This is a genomic window from Algoriphagus sp., assembly GCF_030694375.1.
GTDB lineage: Bacteria > Bacteroidota > Bacteroidia > Cytophagales > Cyclobacteriaceae > Algoriphagus.
On record NZ_JAUXYL010000020.1, the window covers coordinates 406,537 to 423,324 of the forward strand.

General features: G+C 43.5%; 15 protein-coding genes. 7 read left to right on the plus strand and 8 right to left on the minus strand.

The window, feature by feature from the left end:
- The first annotated feature begins 102 nt into the window (after positions 1–102).
- Positions 103–858: an imidazole glycerol phosphate synthase subunit HisF gene (gene hisF, locus Q8M62_RS06675; RefSeq protein WP_304900794.1), complete on the plus strand. Its 756-nt coding sequence runs from the start codon at positions 103–105 to the stop codon at positions 856–858.
- Between the two features lie 60 nt (positions 859–918).
- A complete protein-coding gene (gene hisIE, locus Q8M62_RS06680; RefSeq protein WP_304900793.1) occupies positions 919–1,515 on the plus strand; it encodes a bifunctional phosphoribosyl-AMP cyclohydrolase/phosphoribosyl-ATP diphosphatase HisIE in 597 nt (198 codons plus the stop codon).
- Positions 1,516–1,552: 37 nt separating this feature from the next.
- On the opposite strand, the gene Q8M62_RS06685 is transcribed toward hisIE, so the two are convergent.
- Positions 1,553–4,303 carry an outer membrane beta-barrel protein gene (locus tag Q8M62_RS06685; protein ID WP_304900792.1) on the minus strand — a complete coding sequence of 917 codons (2,751 nt, stop codon included), beginning with the start codon at positions 4,301–4,303 and terminating at the stop codon, positions 1,553–1,555.
- A 312-nt stretch (positions 4,304–4,615) separates the two neighbouring features.
- Here Q8M62_RS06685 and Q8M62_RS06690 point away from each other — a divergent pair, with 312 nt between their 5' ends.
- Both Q8M62_RS06690 and Q8M62_RS06695 read left to right on the plus strand, forming a co-directional pair.
- Positions 4,616–4,873 (plus strand): hypothetical protein, encoded by a 258-nt coding sequence (locus tag Q8M62_RS06690; RefSeq protein ID WP_304900791.1) that lies wholly within the window; start codon positions 4,616–4,618, stop codon positions 4,871–4,873.
- A complete protein-coding gene (locus tag Q8M62_RS06695; RefSeq protein WP_304900790.1) occupies positions 4,870–5,643 on the plus strand; it encodes a LexA family transcriptional regulator in 774 nt (257 codons plus the stop codon). The genes Q8M62_RS06690 and Q8M62_RS06695 overlap by 4 nt, the downstream gene beginning before the upstream one ends.
- On the opposite strand, the gene Q8M62_RS06700 is transcribed toward Q8M62_RS06695, so the two are convergent.
- Positions 5,640–6,710: a toll/interleukin-1 receptor domain-containing protein gene (locus tag Q8M62_RS06700; RefSeq protein ID WP_304900789.1), complete on the minus strand. Its 1,071-nt coding sequence runs from the start codon at positions 6,708–6,710 to the stop codon at positions 5,640–5,642. The two genes, Q8M62_RS06695 and Q8M62_RS06700, sit on opposite strands and share 4 nt — an antisense overlap.
- A 66-nt stretch (positions 6,711–6,776) precedes the next feature.
- Positions 6,777–7,541, minus strand: a complete 765-nt coding sequence (locus tag Q8M62_RS06705) for a hypothetical protein (protein ID WP_304900788.1) — start codon at positions 7,539–7,541, stop codon at positions 6,777–6,779.
- Positions 7,542–7,613: 72 nt separating this feature from the next.
- Here Q8M62_RS06705 and Q8M62_RS06710 point away from each other — a divergent pair, with 72 nt between their 5' ends.
- Positions 7,614–8,225, plus strand: a complete 612-nt coding sequence (locus Q8M62_RS06710) for a 2OG-Fe(II) oxygenase (RefSeq protein WP_304900787.1) — start codon at positions 7,614–7,616, stop codon at positions 8,223–8,225.
- On the opposite strand, the gene Q8M62_RS06715 is transcribed toward Q8M62_RS06710, so the two are convergent.
- Complete coding sequence (locus tag Q8M62_RS06715; RefSeq protein ID WP_304900786.1) at positions 8,222–8,647, minus strand: DUF2141 domain-containing protein; 426 nt, start codon at positions 8,645–8,647, stop codon at positions 8,222–8,224. The two genes, Q8M62_RS06710 and Q8M62_RS06715, sit on opposite strands and share 4 nt — an antisense overlap.
- A complete protein-coding gene (locus Q8M62_RS06720) occupies positions 8,644–9,717 on the minus strand; it encodes an AMP-binding protein (protein WP_304900785.1) in 1,074 nt (357 codons plus the stop codon). Before Q8M62_RS06720 ends, Q8M62_RS06715 begins: the two co-directional genes overlap by 4 nt.
- A gap of 110 nt (positions 9,718–9,827) precedes the next feature.
- Here Q8M62_RS06720 and Q8M62_RS06725 point away from each other — a divergent pair, with 110 nt between their 5' ends.
- Entirely contained in the window at positions 9,828–10,661 is an 834-nt protein-coding gene (locus Q8M62_RS06725) for a 1,4-dihydroxy-2-naphthoyl-CoA synthase (RefSeq protein WP_304900784.1), read from the plus strand.
- A gap of 529 nt (positions 10,662–11,190) precedes the next feature.
- Here Q8M62_RS06725 and hutG read toward each other — a convergent pair.
- Positions 11,191–12,147: a formimidoylglutamase gene (hutG, locus tag Q8M62_RS06730; protein WP_304900783.1), complete on the minus strand. Its 957-nt coding sequence runs from the start codon at positions 12,145–12,147 to the stop codon at positions 11,191–11,193.
- An 84-nt stretch (positions 12,148–12,231) separates the two neighbouring features.
- On the opposite strand from hutG, the gene Q8M62_RS06735 reads away from it, so the two are divergent.
- Positions 12,232–12,855 carry a Uma2 family endonuclease gene (locus Q8M62_RS06735; protein ID WP_304900782.1) on the plus strand — a complete coding sequence of 208 codons (624 nt, stop codon included), beginning with the start codon at positions 12,232–12,234 and terminating at the stop codon, positions 12,853–12,855.
- A 156-nt stretch (positions 12,856–13,011) separates the two neighbouring features.
- On the opposite strand, the gene Q8M62_RS06740 is transcribed toward Q8M62_RS06735, so the two are convergent.
- Together Q8M62_RS06740 and hutI are read right to left on the minus strand one after the other, a co-directional pair.
- A complete protein-coding gene (locus Q8M62_RS06740; RefSeq protein ID WP_304900781.1) occupies positions 13,012–15,012 on the minus strand; it encodes a urocanate hydratase in 2,001 nt (666 codons plus the stop codon).
- Positions 15,013–15,440: 428 nt separating this feature from the next.
- Positions 15,441–16,721, minus strand: a complete 1,281-nt coding sequence (hutI, locus tag Q8M62_RS06745; RefSeq protein ID WP_304900780.1) for an imidazolonepropionase — start codon at positions 16,719–16,721, stop codon at positions 15,441–15,443.
- Positions 16,722–16,788: the final 67 nt, after the last annotated feature.

The window sequence follows — 16,788 nt, forward strand, 5'->3', positions numbered from 1 at the left end:
GACTTTAATTTTCCAATCTTTCAATCTTCCAATTTTTCAATTAATAATGAATATCGAACACCGAATGTTGAATAGCGAAGTAATGAAAACCGAGATAGAAAAATGTTAACGAAACGAATCATCCCTTGCCTCGACATCAAAGACGGCCGCACAGTCAAAGGAGTCAATTTTGTCCAACTCCGAGATGCCGGTGATCCGGTAGAATTGGCGAAAATATACTCCGATGAGGGGGCTGATGAGCTGGTCTTTTTGGATATCACTGCTACGGTGGATAAGCGTAAGACTTTGGCCGAGCTTGTCACGAAAGTTGCCAAAGCGATCAATATTCCATTTACTGTAGGCGGTGGAATCTCCACCGTGGAGGATGTGAAGTTTTTGTTGAATGCCGGTGCGGATAAGATTTCTATCAATTCTGCAGCTGTTCACAATCCCAAAATAGTGGATGAAATGGCGGCGGAATTTGGTTCCCAATGTATCGTCGTAGCTATCGATACGCGGAATGTGGATGGACTGGATTTTGTGCATACCCATGGTGGTAGGAAGGCTACATTGTTGCGGACTCAAGCTTGGGCCAAGGAAGTAGCTAATCGGGGGGCCGGTGAGATTTTGCTCACGTCCATGGATCATGATGGTACGAAAGCAGGATTTGCCAATGAGATTTTAGCGGAGATTTCATCAGCTTTGTCCATTCCGGTAATCGCTTCGGGAGGAGCAGGGACGATGGCGCATTTCAAAGATGTGTTTACCTTTGGCAAAGCCGATGCGGCCTTAGCTGCCAGTATTTTCCACTTCAAAGAAATCCCCATTCCGGAGTTGAAAGAATATTTGATTAGAGAAGATATTAGTATTAGGAAATAAAGTTTGGAAAAGAGAGACCTGCCAGGTTTTCAAAACCTGGCAGGTCTTAAAACGAATATTATGAATATAGACTTCAACAAAATGAATCACCTCGTTCCTGCCATCGTCCAAGATGCCTTGAGCGGAAAGGTCCTGATGCAAGGCTTTATGAATGAAGAAGCTTTGGCAAAAACCCAAGAATCGGGAATGGTGACTTTTTTCAGCCGAAGTAAAAACCGGCTTTGGACCAAGGGGGAGACTTCAGGCAATTTCATGGAATTGGTTTCTGTAACGGTGGACTGTGATGGGGATTCGATTTTGATTAAAGCCAATCCCCGGGGACACGTTTGCCACACAGGGGCGGATACTTGTTTTTTTGAGGAAAATTCATCCAAAACGGGCTTTATCGATCAGCTTCGCACCATCATCAAAGACCGCAAGAATAATCCCAACGACACTTCATATACCGCTTCTCTTTTTGCCAAAGGCATCAATAAAATCGCCCAAAAAGTGGGCGAGGAAGCGGTGGAAATTGTAATAGAAGCTAAAGACGACAACAAAGCACTTTTTCTTGGCGAGGCAGCAGATTTACTTTTTCATTATTTGGTTTTGCTGGAAGCCAAAAACTATGAACTCGATGAGGTGATGGAAGTGCTGATGGAGCGGCATAAAAAGTAAGAGAAAAGCCCGATCAATTGACCGGGCTTTTCTGTATTTAATTGTTTTGATAGAGCTCATTATACGTATCCTCATCCATTCCTTTGCTGAAGCGTCGGAGGTTGTACGTGAATGATACCATGAAATACTGCTGTAGTACATTGGTCTGAATATCCTCAATGAATGTTTCAGTAATGTTTCTTCTTACGTTGGCATTTTGACCCAATAAATCATAAACCATAATGCTCACCTCTCCGCGTTGGTTTTTGAAAATCTTTTTCCCCAAACTCATATTGATCAGGGAGAAGTTATTGTCAAATCCGGCACTGAGTCCGGAGTTGATTTGATGATTCAAATCCAGTCGATAGATGAATCCTTCCCAAATGATCCAGTTGAAATTGACTCGGAAAAGCTGCTGAAAAAACTTATTGTTTAAGTTTGAATTTAGCGTGTTTTCCACATTGTTGAAGGATGATCTTGCCCAGATATTGAAGTCAATCTGATCACTGATACTGCTGTTTACCGAAAATCCCGCATTGAACCGTTGAGAATTGTTAAACCCGATTTGATCATTTACCTGTCCGGGCCTCTTGGTGATACTGGCACCCGCATTGAGGTTCAGTTTGGATTTGATAAAATCCAGGGGCATTCCGTAACTCAACCAGGATCTCACATCCCAATAACCATCCAGATTGACAGGCCTGTTGAGCTGAGAGCCCTTTTCCAAAATGATTCCATCCTGTATTTCAGTTGCTTCCCCTGCGATGAAAGTACTGTTTGAGATAAAATTGGACACAAAAGCGGATCTGGTAAATAGGAACCAACTTTTGTCTGTGTCGGGATTTTGACTTCTGAAACGTAGCCGAAACTCTTTAGTGTAGGACTGATCCAATTCCGGATTCCCTGTTCTCAGCTGCAGGGGGTTGGTATTGTCAATCACCGGCTGAAGCTGACGCACTTGGGGTTCGTCTGTTCGGGTATCAAAGTCAAGTTGAATATTGGTGGTTGGAGTGAATTTGTATTCGAATCTGACAGTAGGCAGCACAGCGGTAAATTTTCTATTCAAATCGAAAGCTTGGGGAAATTCCTGCTTATTGTCCAAGTTGGCATCCTGGTATTGAACTTCCGTCTGAATCCGTAGTTTTTCATTGCTGTATTGGTAGCCTACCTCAAATTCCTGGGTGAGGTAATCACTTTGGAAAGCATTGCTGAGAGCTGTATCCAACATCATGTTTCCCTGCTCAAAATCACCCCCTTCTACATTGAATACCAATTGATCAGAGTTGTTTCCCCGATTTCCTATTTCATATTCAAGTTCAAATTGCCCATTCTTTCCCACGGCCTCCGTAAATGCGATACCAGCCTCCCATCGGTTCCCCTGTCGTTCTCGAGTTGTTCTTTGATCAATGTTTTCCGTTCGTTGTCCATCACCCTCATAATAGATATTTCTAGCCTTCCTGTCGGACTCGTCATTGTCCCATCCATTGTGTAGTAAACCCCTGAAGGTGATGCTTCGACCTGCTTTTTTGAATTTATGGCCGTAAATAAGCCGGTTAAATAAGTCATATTCTTGATACTGTCCTGTTTTCAGATTATCGACTTGATTGATCAGGTTCAAACCGTCTGTAGTTTCTCCGAGGAAGGAAGAGTTTTCCGAAGATGCTTCTGCTGAAAAGCGCGGGATGTAAAGAATTCGGTTTCTTTCGTCAGGATTGTATTCCAAGCGCAGGTTTGCACGGTGTTGATTATTCACCCGCACGTCTCTGGAGGTTTCACTGTATTCCTGATTGGAGTCATCTGTCGTTACAAAATCTCTAAAACGACTTACTATCCCTACATTTTCCCTTTTGGAATAGGTATAGCTGCCAGCCACTTTGATTTTTTCTCCCCAAAGATCTGAGTAGTTTAATCCTAGAATATTGGTAGTCACTATACCTTCCTGGGGTCTTGAATTCGCTTGAGTATTGGCATCGCTGCTATAATTGAGCATGTTCACATTATTGGATAATCCCGTAAAAGTGATTCGTTGATCCTCATCAAATGCGTTGATACTTGCTCCTATGAGGTAGCGGTCGTCAGTTCCAAGCCCTGCAGTGGCTTTTCCAAATTGCCCTTTTCTTCGGTTGGGTTTAGTAATGATATTGATGGTCTTGAGCCTGACGCCGTCATCAAATCCACTCAATTGCGCCTTTTCACTTTTTTGATCAAAAATCTCGATACTTTGGATGACCTCCGCCGGAAGATTCTGAAGGGCTGCTTGTACATCAGTTCCGAAAAACGGTTTTCCATCCACCAGTATTTGAGCGATATTTTCACCCTGTGCTTGGAGCGAACCTCCTTCTGATACGACCCCCGGTAGCTTTTCAATAAGCACCTGTGCACTGGCATCCTTCATGGTTTTGAAGGCATCAGCATTGTACATGGTGGTATCACTTTTTTGAGTACCGGTAGATCTTCTTGTGGAAACTACTACCTCGCCCAGGGAAGTCGCCTCCTCCTGAATGCTGAGCGTGCCCAAGTCTAGATTTGAGTTGACCAGGATTGTTCTGAAATAGTTGCGGTAACCCAAGTATTGGATTTTGAACAAGTAGTTTCCTTCTCGGACATTGCCTATTTCAAATTCCCCATCCATTTCTGAAATGGTGCCATAGACTTGAGATGAATCAGAAGTTGAAAGCAGTAAAATATTGGCATAAGGTATAGGATCTTGTTTCCCGTATTCCAAAACTTTTCCTTTAACCATATAGGATTGGGAAAAACTGTGGCTGAATGTCAGGAAGGAAAAAAGAAAAAGGTAAAGATATTTCATTGGGAATAGTAGGTTCGAAATCGAAGGGTAGTTGGTGAGATGTAGGATAGGCTTTGATAGATTATACAAAGAAATCCATCCAAGGTTCAATTCACATCTAAGAATTAGCTGAACGGTAGATAAGACAAATGAGCTGTAGTATTCCACTGGAAAAAACGGTTTAAACTTCCATACAGAATGCTGTAAAATAGTAGTTTATGGATTTTTTATAAAAACTGACAAAAAATGTCAGAGTTACATGTTAATTTTTCGATCATACCAATGTTTATAATAGCAACATTTCTATCTTAGCTGGCGTTATATGAATCAGTTATGGAATCAGCAGAAAAAATCAGCATCACCACCAAGACTCTAGCTTCGGGCAATTGTCAGGTTAAGTTTTTTGTAGAAGATGAGCAACGGCCTCAGTATGGGTATTTGCTTGTTACGGAGCCTAAGCCTGTAGGTGATATAATTGAGGAAATAAAAAATCGCCTCGAAAAAAGAAGAATGGACACCTTGAATTTAAATCCGTTTTTCCCCTTGTCTCCTTCATCTGATGACCCTAATTTTTACCTCTTTTCAGCATGAGTTATTTAGCTTCCAATCTCCGTTTTCTGCGAAAACAAAAAAATATCACCCAAAACGATCTGGCAGATCAACTGGATGTGCAGCGTACGATGATTTCGGCCTACGAAGATGGGAGGTCTGAACCTAAGCTGGCTACTTTGCAAAAATTGGCCGACATTCTCGAAGTAGGTGTCGAAGAGCTGTTGGAACATGATATTGAAAAATCGGGTCGAAAAGCTGTTCAAAAACGGGGAATTAACATTTTGACTATTGCCGCAGATGATTCTGATAAGGAAAATATTACCCTAGTAGGTCAAAAAGCCTCAGCCGGATATCTGAATGGTTTTGCGGATCCGGAATACATGGAAACACTCCCACAGTTTCATCTACCCAATCTTTCCCGACAGGCTACTTATAGGGCTTTCGAACTTTCCGGCGACTCGATGCTTCCGCTGGTTCCCGGTACAATCGTGATCGGTGGATATGTGGATCAATTGAAGCAAATCAAAAGTGGTAAAACCTATGTCCTAGTCACTCAGACAGAAGGGGTTGTTTACAAACGGGTCTTCAATTATTTGGAAGAGAACGGAAAGCTGTTTTTAGTCTCCGACAATGAGCACTACAAGCCCTATGAAGTTCGTGGTGAACATGTTCTGGAAATATGGGAAGCAAAAGCGTTTATCAGCACCGATTTTCCCAATCCCGGTGATAAAAAGAAACCACTCACGCTGGATGATCTCGGTGAAATGATCCGGGATATTCATGCAGACTTGCGAAAGATCAAAGGCTAGTTTCGGGAAAGTGTCGCATTGGAGATTTGTTGATTGGCCTGGGTTTGTCCTTCCCAAGTCTGTCCTCCATTTAAACTTTGAAACGCGAAAGAAAAATTACCCGTGTTTTCATCCATTTCAAAGTAAGTAGTGTAGAGAATATTCTCTTCGAATCTACCACTGCCTCTTCCTACTTCTACATTGAAAAGGTAGTATTTAAAAGAAAATTCATTTCCGCTTTGGACGATATCAAAATAGCCTGACCTGATACCATCTTCTCTGAGCCACCATTTTCCTGCATAATTTGGAACATATGCCGGAGCTGAATTATTTTCTTTCTTTAATTCAAGACTTTTATAAATCTGACTGCCTTTTGGATCTACTTGTCGGATATCAGGATTTGGATCAATTAACCCCGTGACAGGCAGATCTTCCGTTGGTTGGATATATTCCTGTTCTGGGTACTCCTCCACCGGAACACACATTCCAACCAGAATCAAAAATCCCACAATTCCACCCAAAGCCCACAAGTAATTTCTTGCCCACCAACTTTTTGGCTTTGAAATAGGGGGGACAAAAGGTCTTGGAATTGGACGCGGTTCAGGTGTAGGCTCCGGTTTTTTTGTGACTAGTTTTTCCAGAACCTCAGTCAATTTGCCTACATCATAATTCCATCTCGAACTGGTTAATTCTTGGGCATGTTTGAGTGACAACTCTTTCAAATCATCCGGAAGCTCATCAGAATCAGGTATTTCCGCTCCGTTTACAAGCACTGGAATAACCCTTAGTTCTCTTTTTAAAGCCTCTGCTATTTCTTTTCTGACCCAATCGTCCGGCTTTTGAATCCGCTTTGTGCCAGTTGAGTCGCTTACTTTTAGCCAATGTGGGCCAATCATGGCCAAAAGAACCTTACTGTCATTTAGTGCTTTTGCGATCGATTGGTCAAAATTCAATCCTGCCTCCAGCGTCTCAACATCGTAAAAGATGTTCTCCTGACCGAATACCTGCTCCAACTTATCCTTAAGTCTTCCGGATTCACCTGAGGTGTCTTCCCGTCGGTAACTGATAAAAATTTTTCCGTTTGCCATAAAAAAACCTGATTTATACCTATCTAAAGATAAATAAATCAGGTAATTAAATGCAAGTATGGAGGATTATTCTCCTTCGATTAAATCAGCAAAACCCGTCCTGATTTTCTTAACGGCATCAAAGCTTGGATCAATATTCATGACTCCTTTTCCCAGTTCGTGCCAATAGCCATCTCCGCAATTGATGTAAGCCCCACGCTTAGTTCCCGCTTCTTCTTTTGCCAATTCATAATGATAGTCGGGTGTGAATACGATCTTCATCAATTGAATGGCATATTCCCAATTGACCACTCGAGAAGCTCCGTTTTTTTCAAAAATGACTTCCCGAACCGAAAAATGAACGGTTAGGCTACAGTCGGTGATTTGATCTCCTTCGACTTGTCGGTAATCGATTTTAAGTGGGGCTTCTTTTTTGACGGTTTCATAGATGGCCTGAATTAGGTCCTGTGCCATCAATTGCCATTCTTCTTGATTGGAAGGGATTTTAACACCCTCATCTTTCCCTTTTTCCAGGGGAGTCACGGTTATTCCTCCGTCTTCGATGTCTTTGCTCGACCAGCGGGTTGTTTCATACAGTTGTAGCAAAGGTTTGATCCAAACCGAATTCAAGGTGCCCTTGTGGCTGTAATCGTCATTTGGGGTAAAGCCTTCGTCAAAAATCTCCTCTTCACTCAGCTCTTCCCGTTCTGTATAGTGTAGATCCAAAACTGTGCTCAAGTCACCACTCGACCAATCTAAGGACAAACGAAAAACATGGCTGTAAGGAGGGGGGATAATTCCTGAGTCGTATTCCAAAACCAGACCCGTGATGCTGCTTTTTGTTGATGTCATTGCGTAAGCTTTGCGCAAAAGTATGGTTTTTCGGTCAATTAAGTGGTTATTTTGCGCTCCAAACAAAAATCCATGGAAGAGCAGCTCGATCATATTTCTGCAGAGATATATCAGAAATCCTATGTCATTGTCGATAATTTCGTCGACAAGGAGTTTCAAAGCGCCTTACTCGCGGAACAGATGCAGCTGCTCGGTCAAGGGAAATTCCGCCATGCTGCTGTGGGAAAAGGAGGGCAGAAGCAAGTCCGGACGGAAATCCGAGGTGATGAGGTGCATTGGATGGATGCCGATGATTTGAGCCCCTTACAGGCTGCTTATTGGGGAAAATTGGAAGAAATCCGAAAAGCCCTGAATCAACGCTGCTTTCTGGGATTGAGGTCTTTCGAAGGACATTTTGCAAGATACCCCATCGGGTCTTTTTATAAACGACACCTGGATCAGTTTCAAGCTGTTCCACACAGGGTAGTCACCGTAATATTGTATCTGAATGATTCCTGGACTCAGGAAGAGGAAGGTGCCTTGAGAATGTATATTTCTCAGGAGGATGGTTCGGAACTCATCGAAGACGTGTTGCCTGTGGGCGGCAGATTGGTAATTTTTCTCAGCGGCGAAATCCCCCACGAAGTGTTACCCACCAAAAAAGAGCGAATCAGCATCACGGGATGGTTTAGAAATATCGACTAACGGAGATTAATCACAATCGCTTTTCGGTTATCCTTTAGCTCAAAAACAGTCTTTTCGTAGTCAGGAGGTCCAAAATAGGCTTTGGCATTATTGGAGAATCCATATTTTTCGATAGGATATCCAAATGGATTGGTATTGATGCTTCCGTTTTCATCCTCATCGTGAAATACTGCAATTGAATATTTTCCAGGCTTCAGGTCACTGATTTTGATCTTGCATTTTCGTTCTGATAATGGAACGGAAAAGGATCTCAGAGCCAATTGCACTTGATCAGGATAGCCTTTTTTAGAATCGAAAACCAAAACCCTGACTACTCCTTTATCTGATTTTGCACCTTGGACCTGAAGGTCAATTTCTCCTGAATGTTGCAGAAAACTGAGGTATAGGACTATTGAAAGAATATTCAAAAGGATTGAACTCATATTTGGTTGAAAGTCATCAAGCGGTTGATTTTTCCACTTTCAGTTTCAATAAAAGCAGGAAGAAAATAGATTTTTTTTGGAGTTTCAAAATTCCCCAATCGGGATTTTATTATTTCTTGCAAAAGTTTCGCCAGTTCTTCGTTTGGCTCGGTATTTTCCAAAATCAAAATCAGTCTTTCTCCAAGTATTTCATCCTTTTCTCCAAAAAAGAAAAATCGGCTATCCGGGAAAAATTCCCGAATCAATGACTCCGATTTTTGCTCCAGCAATTCCGGATGAAGCTTTATTCCTCCGGAATTAATCACGAAATCTGCCCGACCAAGCCAATAAAAACTGGTTTTTGTGGTCAATTCCACCAGATCATTCGATTGAATTTTGTCCGGCCCACTCATCGGTGATTTGATCCAAAGTGCACCGCGATCATCCTGTCCTATTTCCACCTCGGGAAGTGTGTGATAGTGTGAGTCTCCTGTTTCGATTTTGGCTAAGGCAATATGAGATACCGTCTCAGTCATCCCGTAAGTTTGCCAAGCTGAAATGTTGTTTTCCATCAGGCGTGTTTTTAGATTTTGGGAAACTGGCGCACCACCAATGATCAGATTGGATACTTTTTTGAGTTTGACCAAAGTCTGAAAATCTTCAAGACAAGTTTCCACCTGAAGCGGAACCATAGCTATGAAATCGGGCGAAAATCCCTTTGGTAAATCCTGAAATGGATTGGACTTTGGCTCCACCAGCCAAATCGGACAATCCCAAAGCATTGCACGAACCAGCATCATTTTGCCTGCGATGTATGCTGAATTGAGGCAGCAAAGAAGTTGGGTTTCAGAATTTGTCCCAAAAAAAGCTCCTGTAGCCTTAGCGCTTGCCAGCATTTGGTTTCGGGTGAGTTCTGTTTCCTTTGGAATTCCTGTCGAACCGGAGGTTTGTTGAAGGAAAATTTCCTGCCCGGATAACCAAGCTTTGCAAAAGGTAAACGCAGCCTCCACAAATTCCGGAAAGCCTTTACCCTCCATTTCGAAATCTTCTTTTCTTTGAAAAATCTGATTATTGAAATGAAGTTGGAACATTGAAAGTTTTTGGTTTTGGACTTTTACAGACTTGGCTATACCTCTTTAACAATTTTCAGGCAAGGCTGTTATCTTGCACAAAAATCGAAATTTTAAACAAAATGAACACCATGGAGTGGATTACTGCCAAGGAATACGAGGATATCACATACAAAAAGTGTAATGGAGTCGCTCGGATTGCTTTTAACCGACCCGAAGTAAGAAATGCTTTTCGCCCAAAGACCACAGCCGAACTTTACGATGCTTTTTACAATGCGCAGGAGGACACCTCGATAGGAGTCGTTCTATTAAGTGGAGAAGGTCCTTCTTCAAAAGACGGAGGTTGGGCATTTTGCTCAGGTGGAGATCAGCGGGCCCGTGGAAATCAGGGGTACGTGGGGGAGGACGGTTATCACCGATTGAATATCCTTGAAGTACAGCGCTTGATTCGATTTATGCCAAAAGTAGTGATTGCCGTGGTTCCGGGTTGGGCAGTAGGAGGAGGGCACAGCCTTCATGTCGTGTGTGATTTGACCTTGGCCAGCAAGGAGCACGCAATTTTTAAGCAAACTGATGCGGATGTCACCAGCTTTGACGGGGGATACGGCAGTGCCTATCTGGCCAAGATGGTTGGGCAGAAGAAAGCCCGTGAAATCTTCTTTTTGGGGAGAAACTATTCCGCGCAGGAAGCCTACGATATGGGAATGGTCAATGCGGTAATTCCACATGCTGAACTCGAATCCACAGCCTACGAATGGGCGCAGGAGATTTTGGCCAAATCACCGACTTCAATCAAAATGCTGAAATTTGCCATGAACCTGACCGACGACGGAATGGTTGGCCAGCAGGTTTTTGCCGGAGAAGCGACCCGACTGGCTTATGGAACTGAGGAAGCGATCGAAGGCAGAAATGCCTTTTTGGAGAAACGAAAGCCGAACTTTAAAAACATCAAGTGGATACCCTGAGGGAAAGAAAATCATGAAGAATTTCTCTTAAAGGGCTTTTTAGTGTCACTTTGAGACTTAAATATTCCGGGAACATACAAAAAGGAAATGACGGGGTTTTGCACACCAAATAAGTCAATAAATGTAAAACTACGTTTGATTTAGCCTGCGTAAACAAAACATCGATCGGAAGGGCACGGTGGGGGACAAGCCTAAAATCTTCCGGTGGAAGATTTTAGGCTTGGGCCAGCTTGCAGGGTGGCGCAAATCTTGACCTTTTGGTTCTTTTGGGTTAAGCCAAAAGAACGAAGAAAAAGAATAACCTAACCTAAACTTAGAACCAGAATTAACAAGTTCATGGAGAGAAATCACAATTCATAAAATCAGAATATAATTTTGAATAATTAGAAAAACAAAATTTAATGCAATCTGTCATTAATGCGCCTGACCAACGAGAGTTGGGCAGTTCGAAAGGTCCTCGAACCTCTAGACTCCCGTCTGTTGGGTACTCGGACTGACACTACAAAAAAGTCAGACTCTCTTTTTTGACTTAAGAAAAAACTTTCCTCACAATATACTCTATCGATCTAGCCGCCAGTCTTGCTGTAGCATTGTCCTGATCAAACTGTGGGTTGAGTTCTACCACATCCAGACTAATCAGCTTTTTGCTTTTCACAATCAGTTCAAACACCTTGAATGCTATCTGAGGATTGAAACCCATAGGCGATGGCGCAGAGACTCCCGGTGCAAAGGCCGATGAAAACCCGTCCAGGTCAATGCTGAGGTAGATTTTATTGACTGAATCGATAAACCAGATGATCTGCTCCTCGATGTATTCCCAATTGTGCAGACGAAAATCTTCCATGACGATATACCGCGCTTTGAATTTTTCTGCTGCTTCAAAAAGTGATTTTGGATTTGCAGCACGCTGAATTCCTAGTGCTAGGTAATTGAAATCAGCTGGGTTTTCTTCCGCAAGTTGGTAAAATGGGGAGCCAGAATGACCTTTTCCTTTGATTGGTGGACGAAGGTCAAAATGAGCATCAAGATTGATGATTCCGAGTTTTTCGCCTTTTTCTTTGACATGTTTCAAAACACCTTTTCCATGGGCATAAGCCATATCGTGCCCGCCACCAAGAAGGACTGGGAAATGATTTGTTTTCAAAAGATCATAAGTGGTTTTTGAAATAACCTCATGTGAGGATTCCATGTCCTGATCCAGCGTAAAAACGTCCCCATAATCCAGTATCGGTAAGTTTTCTGGTAAATGGAGTGCCACAGAACCGAGCATTTTTCGAATGGCAGAAGGCCCTTCAATAGTTCCTGTCCGACCTTGATTTCGGATGACACCTTCTTCTCCTGAGTACCCTAAAATTCCAATTTTTTTAATCGAATCTTCCCTGAGTTTCAGGTTTGCTACAGGTTGGATGGCTTGATGCCAATATTCAATTTGATCTGATTTTCGGCCAGACCAATGAAATGGAGATGGATTTTGATGCAGGTTCATAGGTGTTGGATTTGATCAATTTTTATTTTACACTAACTTAAGGAAAGTTGTTTGTTAATTTTATTAGCGAAAAGGTAAAGCATTATGAAGCCCTATCGAATTCCCCAAAAAGAAAACATTGACCTGGATACTTTTCAGGAGCCCAATGATTCATTTGCAGGCTATACCTATGCGGATTACCTCAAATGGGATTTTGAAGAGATTGTAGAGTTGATCAAGGGAAAGGTTTTTAAAAAGGCAGCTGCACCAAGCAGAAAGCATCAAGAGGTTTCTTTGAATTTATCTCGAATTCTTGGGAATTTTTTATTGGGGCAAAAATGCAAAGTTTACGCAGCACCATTTGATGTACGCTTTTCCAGAAATTCAGAGGATAGAAAAGTTGATTCAGTGGTTCAGCCAGATATCTCTGTAATTTGCGATCCCTCAAAATTGGATGATAAAGGCTGTATTGGAGCACCGGATTTGATTATGGAAATTCTTTCTCCGGGTAACAGTCGAGTGGAACTTCAGAATAAATATGAGCTCTATGAGGAGTTTGGAGTTCGGGAATACTGGGTAATATATCCTATAGAGTGTTCACTGTTAATCTATTCTTTGATCAATGGAAAATACCAGCCCTCCCGGCTTTTTACTTCAGGCCAAAAAGTGAAATCCTTTGTACTTTCGGGCTTTGAACTGGATTTGGAGGAGGTGTTTTCGGAGGATTGATGATAGACCAAGTTCCCGCAGACCTGACTTCCGTCAGGCAAGTTTTTCGCAGAAAAGGGAACAGACCTACCCGCAGAAGGCAGATTTCCAGGGATTTTTTTACCTGAAATCATGTTGGTCGACTTTTGGTGATTTATTCAAATTTGAAATTCTCAATTACAAAAGACCATTCAAAATCTCCTCATCTACCAAGTTTGGAACTGTCACTTTCAGCCCCGGACTTCTGTCCATTTCCCGCTGAATGGCTTCCAAAGAACCCGAGTTTCTAGCCCAAGCTCTACGGGCAATTCCGTTGTTGACATCGTAGAAAAGCATGGATTTTAGTCGTCTTTCGGATTCCGCACTTCCGTCCAAAACCAATCCAAAACCTCCGTTGACGACTTCTCCCCATCCAACTCCGCCACCGTTGTGAATGGAAACCCAGGTTGCGCCGCGAAAGCTGTCCCCGATCACGTTGTGAATGGCCATATCGGCCGTGAACCGGCTGCCATCGTAGATATTGCTGGTTTCCCGATAGGGGGAGTCCGTGCCGCTGACGTCGTGATGGTCTCTGCCCAAAACGATTGGTTCTGAGATTTCTCCTGACTGGATGGCTTGGTTGAAAGCTTGGGCGATTTTTGAGCGGCCTTCCGCATCTGCATAAAGAATACGGGCTTGGGATCCGACCACCAGCTTGTTCTTTTCTGCTTCCTCGATCCAGGTGATGTTGTCCTGCATCTGTTGAGCGATGGATTCGGGCGCATCTTTCATGATTTCCTTCAAAACGGAAGCAGCTATTTGGTCTGTTTTCTGTAGATCCTCTGCTTTCCCCGAGGTGCAAACCCATCGGAAAGGCCCAAATCCGTAGTCAAAACACATCGGCCCCAAGATGTCTTGGACATAGCTGGGGAATCTAAAGTCTATCCCATTTGGAGCCATCACTTCCGCACCTGCCCGTGAGGCTTCGAGTAAAAAAGCATTGCCGTAATCAAAAAAGTAAGTTCCTTTGGCCGCATGTCGATTGATGGCAGTTGCCTGACGACGCAGTGATTGCTGCACCCTAGTCTTGAATTTTTCGGGATTTGAAGCCATGAGTCCATTGGATTCTTCGTAAGAAAGGCCTGCAGGATAGTAGCCTCCAGACCAGGGGTTGTGTAGGGAGGTCTGATCTGAACCCAATTCTACGAAGATGTTTTCGACATCAAATCGCTCCCAGACATCGACGATATTTCCCAAAAATGCGAGAGACACTGCTTCTTTCCCAAGCTTAGCCTGTTTCACTCTTGCTACCAATTCATCCAAATCCTCGATCAGTTCATCCACCCAGCCCTGTTCAAGGCGTTTTCGGGCAGCTGCAGGATTGACTTCAGCACATACAGTCACGCAACCCGCAATAGTACCTGCCTTGGGTTGTGCTCCGCTCATACCACCAAGCCCCGCTGTCAGGAAGATTTTTCCATTGGGACTTTCTCCGGGGTTTAGCTTTTTTCGAAAAGCATTCATCACTGTAATAGTGGTCCCATGGACGATACCCTGTGGGCCAATGTACATGTACGAACCTGCGGTCATTTGTCCATATTGGGTAACTCCAAGCGCATTGTACCGCTCCCAATCGTCGGGTTTGGAGTAGTTGGGAATCATCATTCCATTGGTCACGATCACTCTTGGGGCCTCCTGTGAAGAGGGGAAAAGTCCCATCGGATGCCCGGAATAAATATGTAATGTTTGTTCCGCTGTCATTTCGGACAGGTATTTCATCGTCAGCAGGTATTGCGCCCAATTTTGGAAAACGGCCCCGTTTCCACCGTATGTGATCAGTTCCTCGGGGTGCTGGGCCACCTTCGGGTCCAGGTTGTTTTGGATCATCAGCATGATCGCGGCCGCTTGCCTGGATTGGGCCGGATACTCGGCAATCGGTCGGGCATACATCGGATAATCCGGCATAAAACGGTACATGTAGATGCGCCCAAACGCTATTAATTCTTTTAAAAACTCATCGGCCAATTCAGCATGCCACTCCTTCGGAAAATAGCGCAAGGCATTTAGCAGAGCCAGTTTTTTCTCATCAGAAGAAAGAATGTCCTTTCGTTTTGGAGCATGGGAAACGGCTGGATTCCTTTCCTTCTTCTGAGGTAAAACCGATGGGATTCCTTGTATGATTTGATCTTGAAATGACATGCGAATTACGATTTACGATGCTTCGACTACGCTCAGCACAGGTTTTTGATTTACGACACTTTTATGAATTCAGTCTCACCGGAACACATCCTGATTTTACTTGACACTTTTATTTTGTTTTATTCTTTCGTTTTCACTTCACTTGTAACTATTAACCTGTGACTCGCTACATTTTTTAACCGCTAACGCGAAGGTTCGCAAAGTTTTTTTTACCACAGACCTGCCTGCGGTAGGCAGGGTTCACTGAGAAGTAAGTTTTTTTAGGAATTGAGCCAATCTGGAACTTTAAAGGTTTTGAATTTTGGGAGCCTTTTTAGAGATCGCAGAGAAAAAGCTTGCGCTTTTTGGGCCGCTGCTCCACTTACTATTTACTCTTCACTGCTTACAGTCCTTCATCGGTCATCCGGCATCGGACATCTAATACTTTTTCAACTTCCAAACTTCCCTAGCTCCAAACCTCCGAACCTCCAGCCTCCAACTTCCAGACTTCCAATCTTCCACACCATCTTCGGCTTCATTTTCCCTTGGTTGTAAAGAATTTCGCGATAATCTGAGGTCGGAAAAAGGATGAAATCAGCCAATTTGCCTGAGGATATTCTTCCACGATCACTAAGCCTCAAAGCGGCTGCCGCGCGGAAGGTGATGCCTGACAGGACTTCTGCGGTATTGAGTTTTTCGAATGTGGCCAAGATAGAGGCCTGGGCTAAGAGGTCTCCCATGGGTGCTGAGCCTGGATTCCAATCTGATGCAATTGCCAAAGCCCCGCCTTGATCGAGGATTTTTCGAGCAGGGGTAAAGGCGCAACCAAGGCCGATTGAGGCCCCGGGTAGGGCAACTGAAATGGTGTTTGAAGTGGCCAAAAGCGCAATTTCGCTGGCTGTGGAAGCCTCAAGGTGATCTGCTGAAAGCGCGCCGAATTCTACAGCCACTTTAGATCCTCCGGTTGTAAATTGATCCGCATGAACAGTTATATCAAAACCCATTTCCTTTGCTTTTTTGAAATAAGGACCAATTTCTTCCGGGGAAAATGCGCTTTTCTCCACAAAGGCATCGATGCGCTTGGTCAATTTTTCGGTTTTAAGAATTGGAAAAAGTTCGGATGAGAGGTGCTGAAGGTATTCTGAATTCGTTCCCTCGTAATCCCTCGGTTTCATGTGCGCGGCAAGACAAGTTGAAATCAGATCGGTAGGTGTTGATTGATTGGCAAGTTGGATTGCACGAAGCATTTTCAACTCTTCCTCAACCGAAAGTCCATAACCACTCTTTACTTCGATTGTAGTGACTCCATCCGAAAGGTGGCGATTTGAATTTATTACTGTTTTCTCAGCCAATTCTTCCAGCCTCAGTTTTCGGGTTTGTGTGACCGTGTCCCAGATTCCGCCGCCGGCTTGGGCGATTTCCAGATAGGTTTTGCCTGCATTGCGCATCGCAAAATCTCCGGCTCTCGAACCTCCAAAGCAGCTATGGGTATGGCAATCGATGAGACCGGGCATGGCGACAAAATTCCCTTCCAGCTCAAAAAGCTCCGCTTGAGGAAATTCTTTCTTGAGCCTTTGCCAGGAACCGACCTCCAGGATTTTCTCTCCTTCGATCAGGATCCCGGCATTTTCCAGGATTTCTAATTGCTCGTCTTTCAAAGCTCCTTTGAGAGGAAGCCTTTCCATGGTGAGGACTTGGGTGATCGGGCCGATTAGTTTTAGATTTTTCATAATGTTTTCTCACAGATGACACGGATTTCCACAGATATAAATTCAAAATCTGTGTTCATCTGAGAAA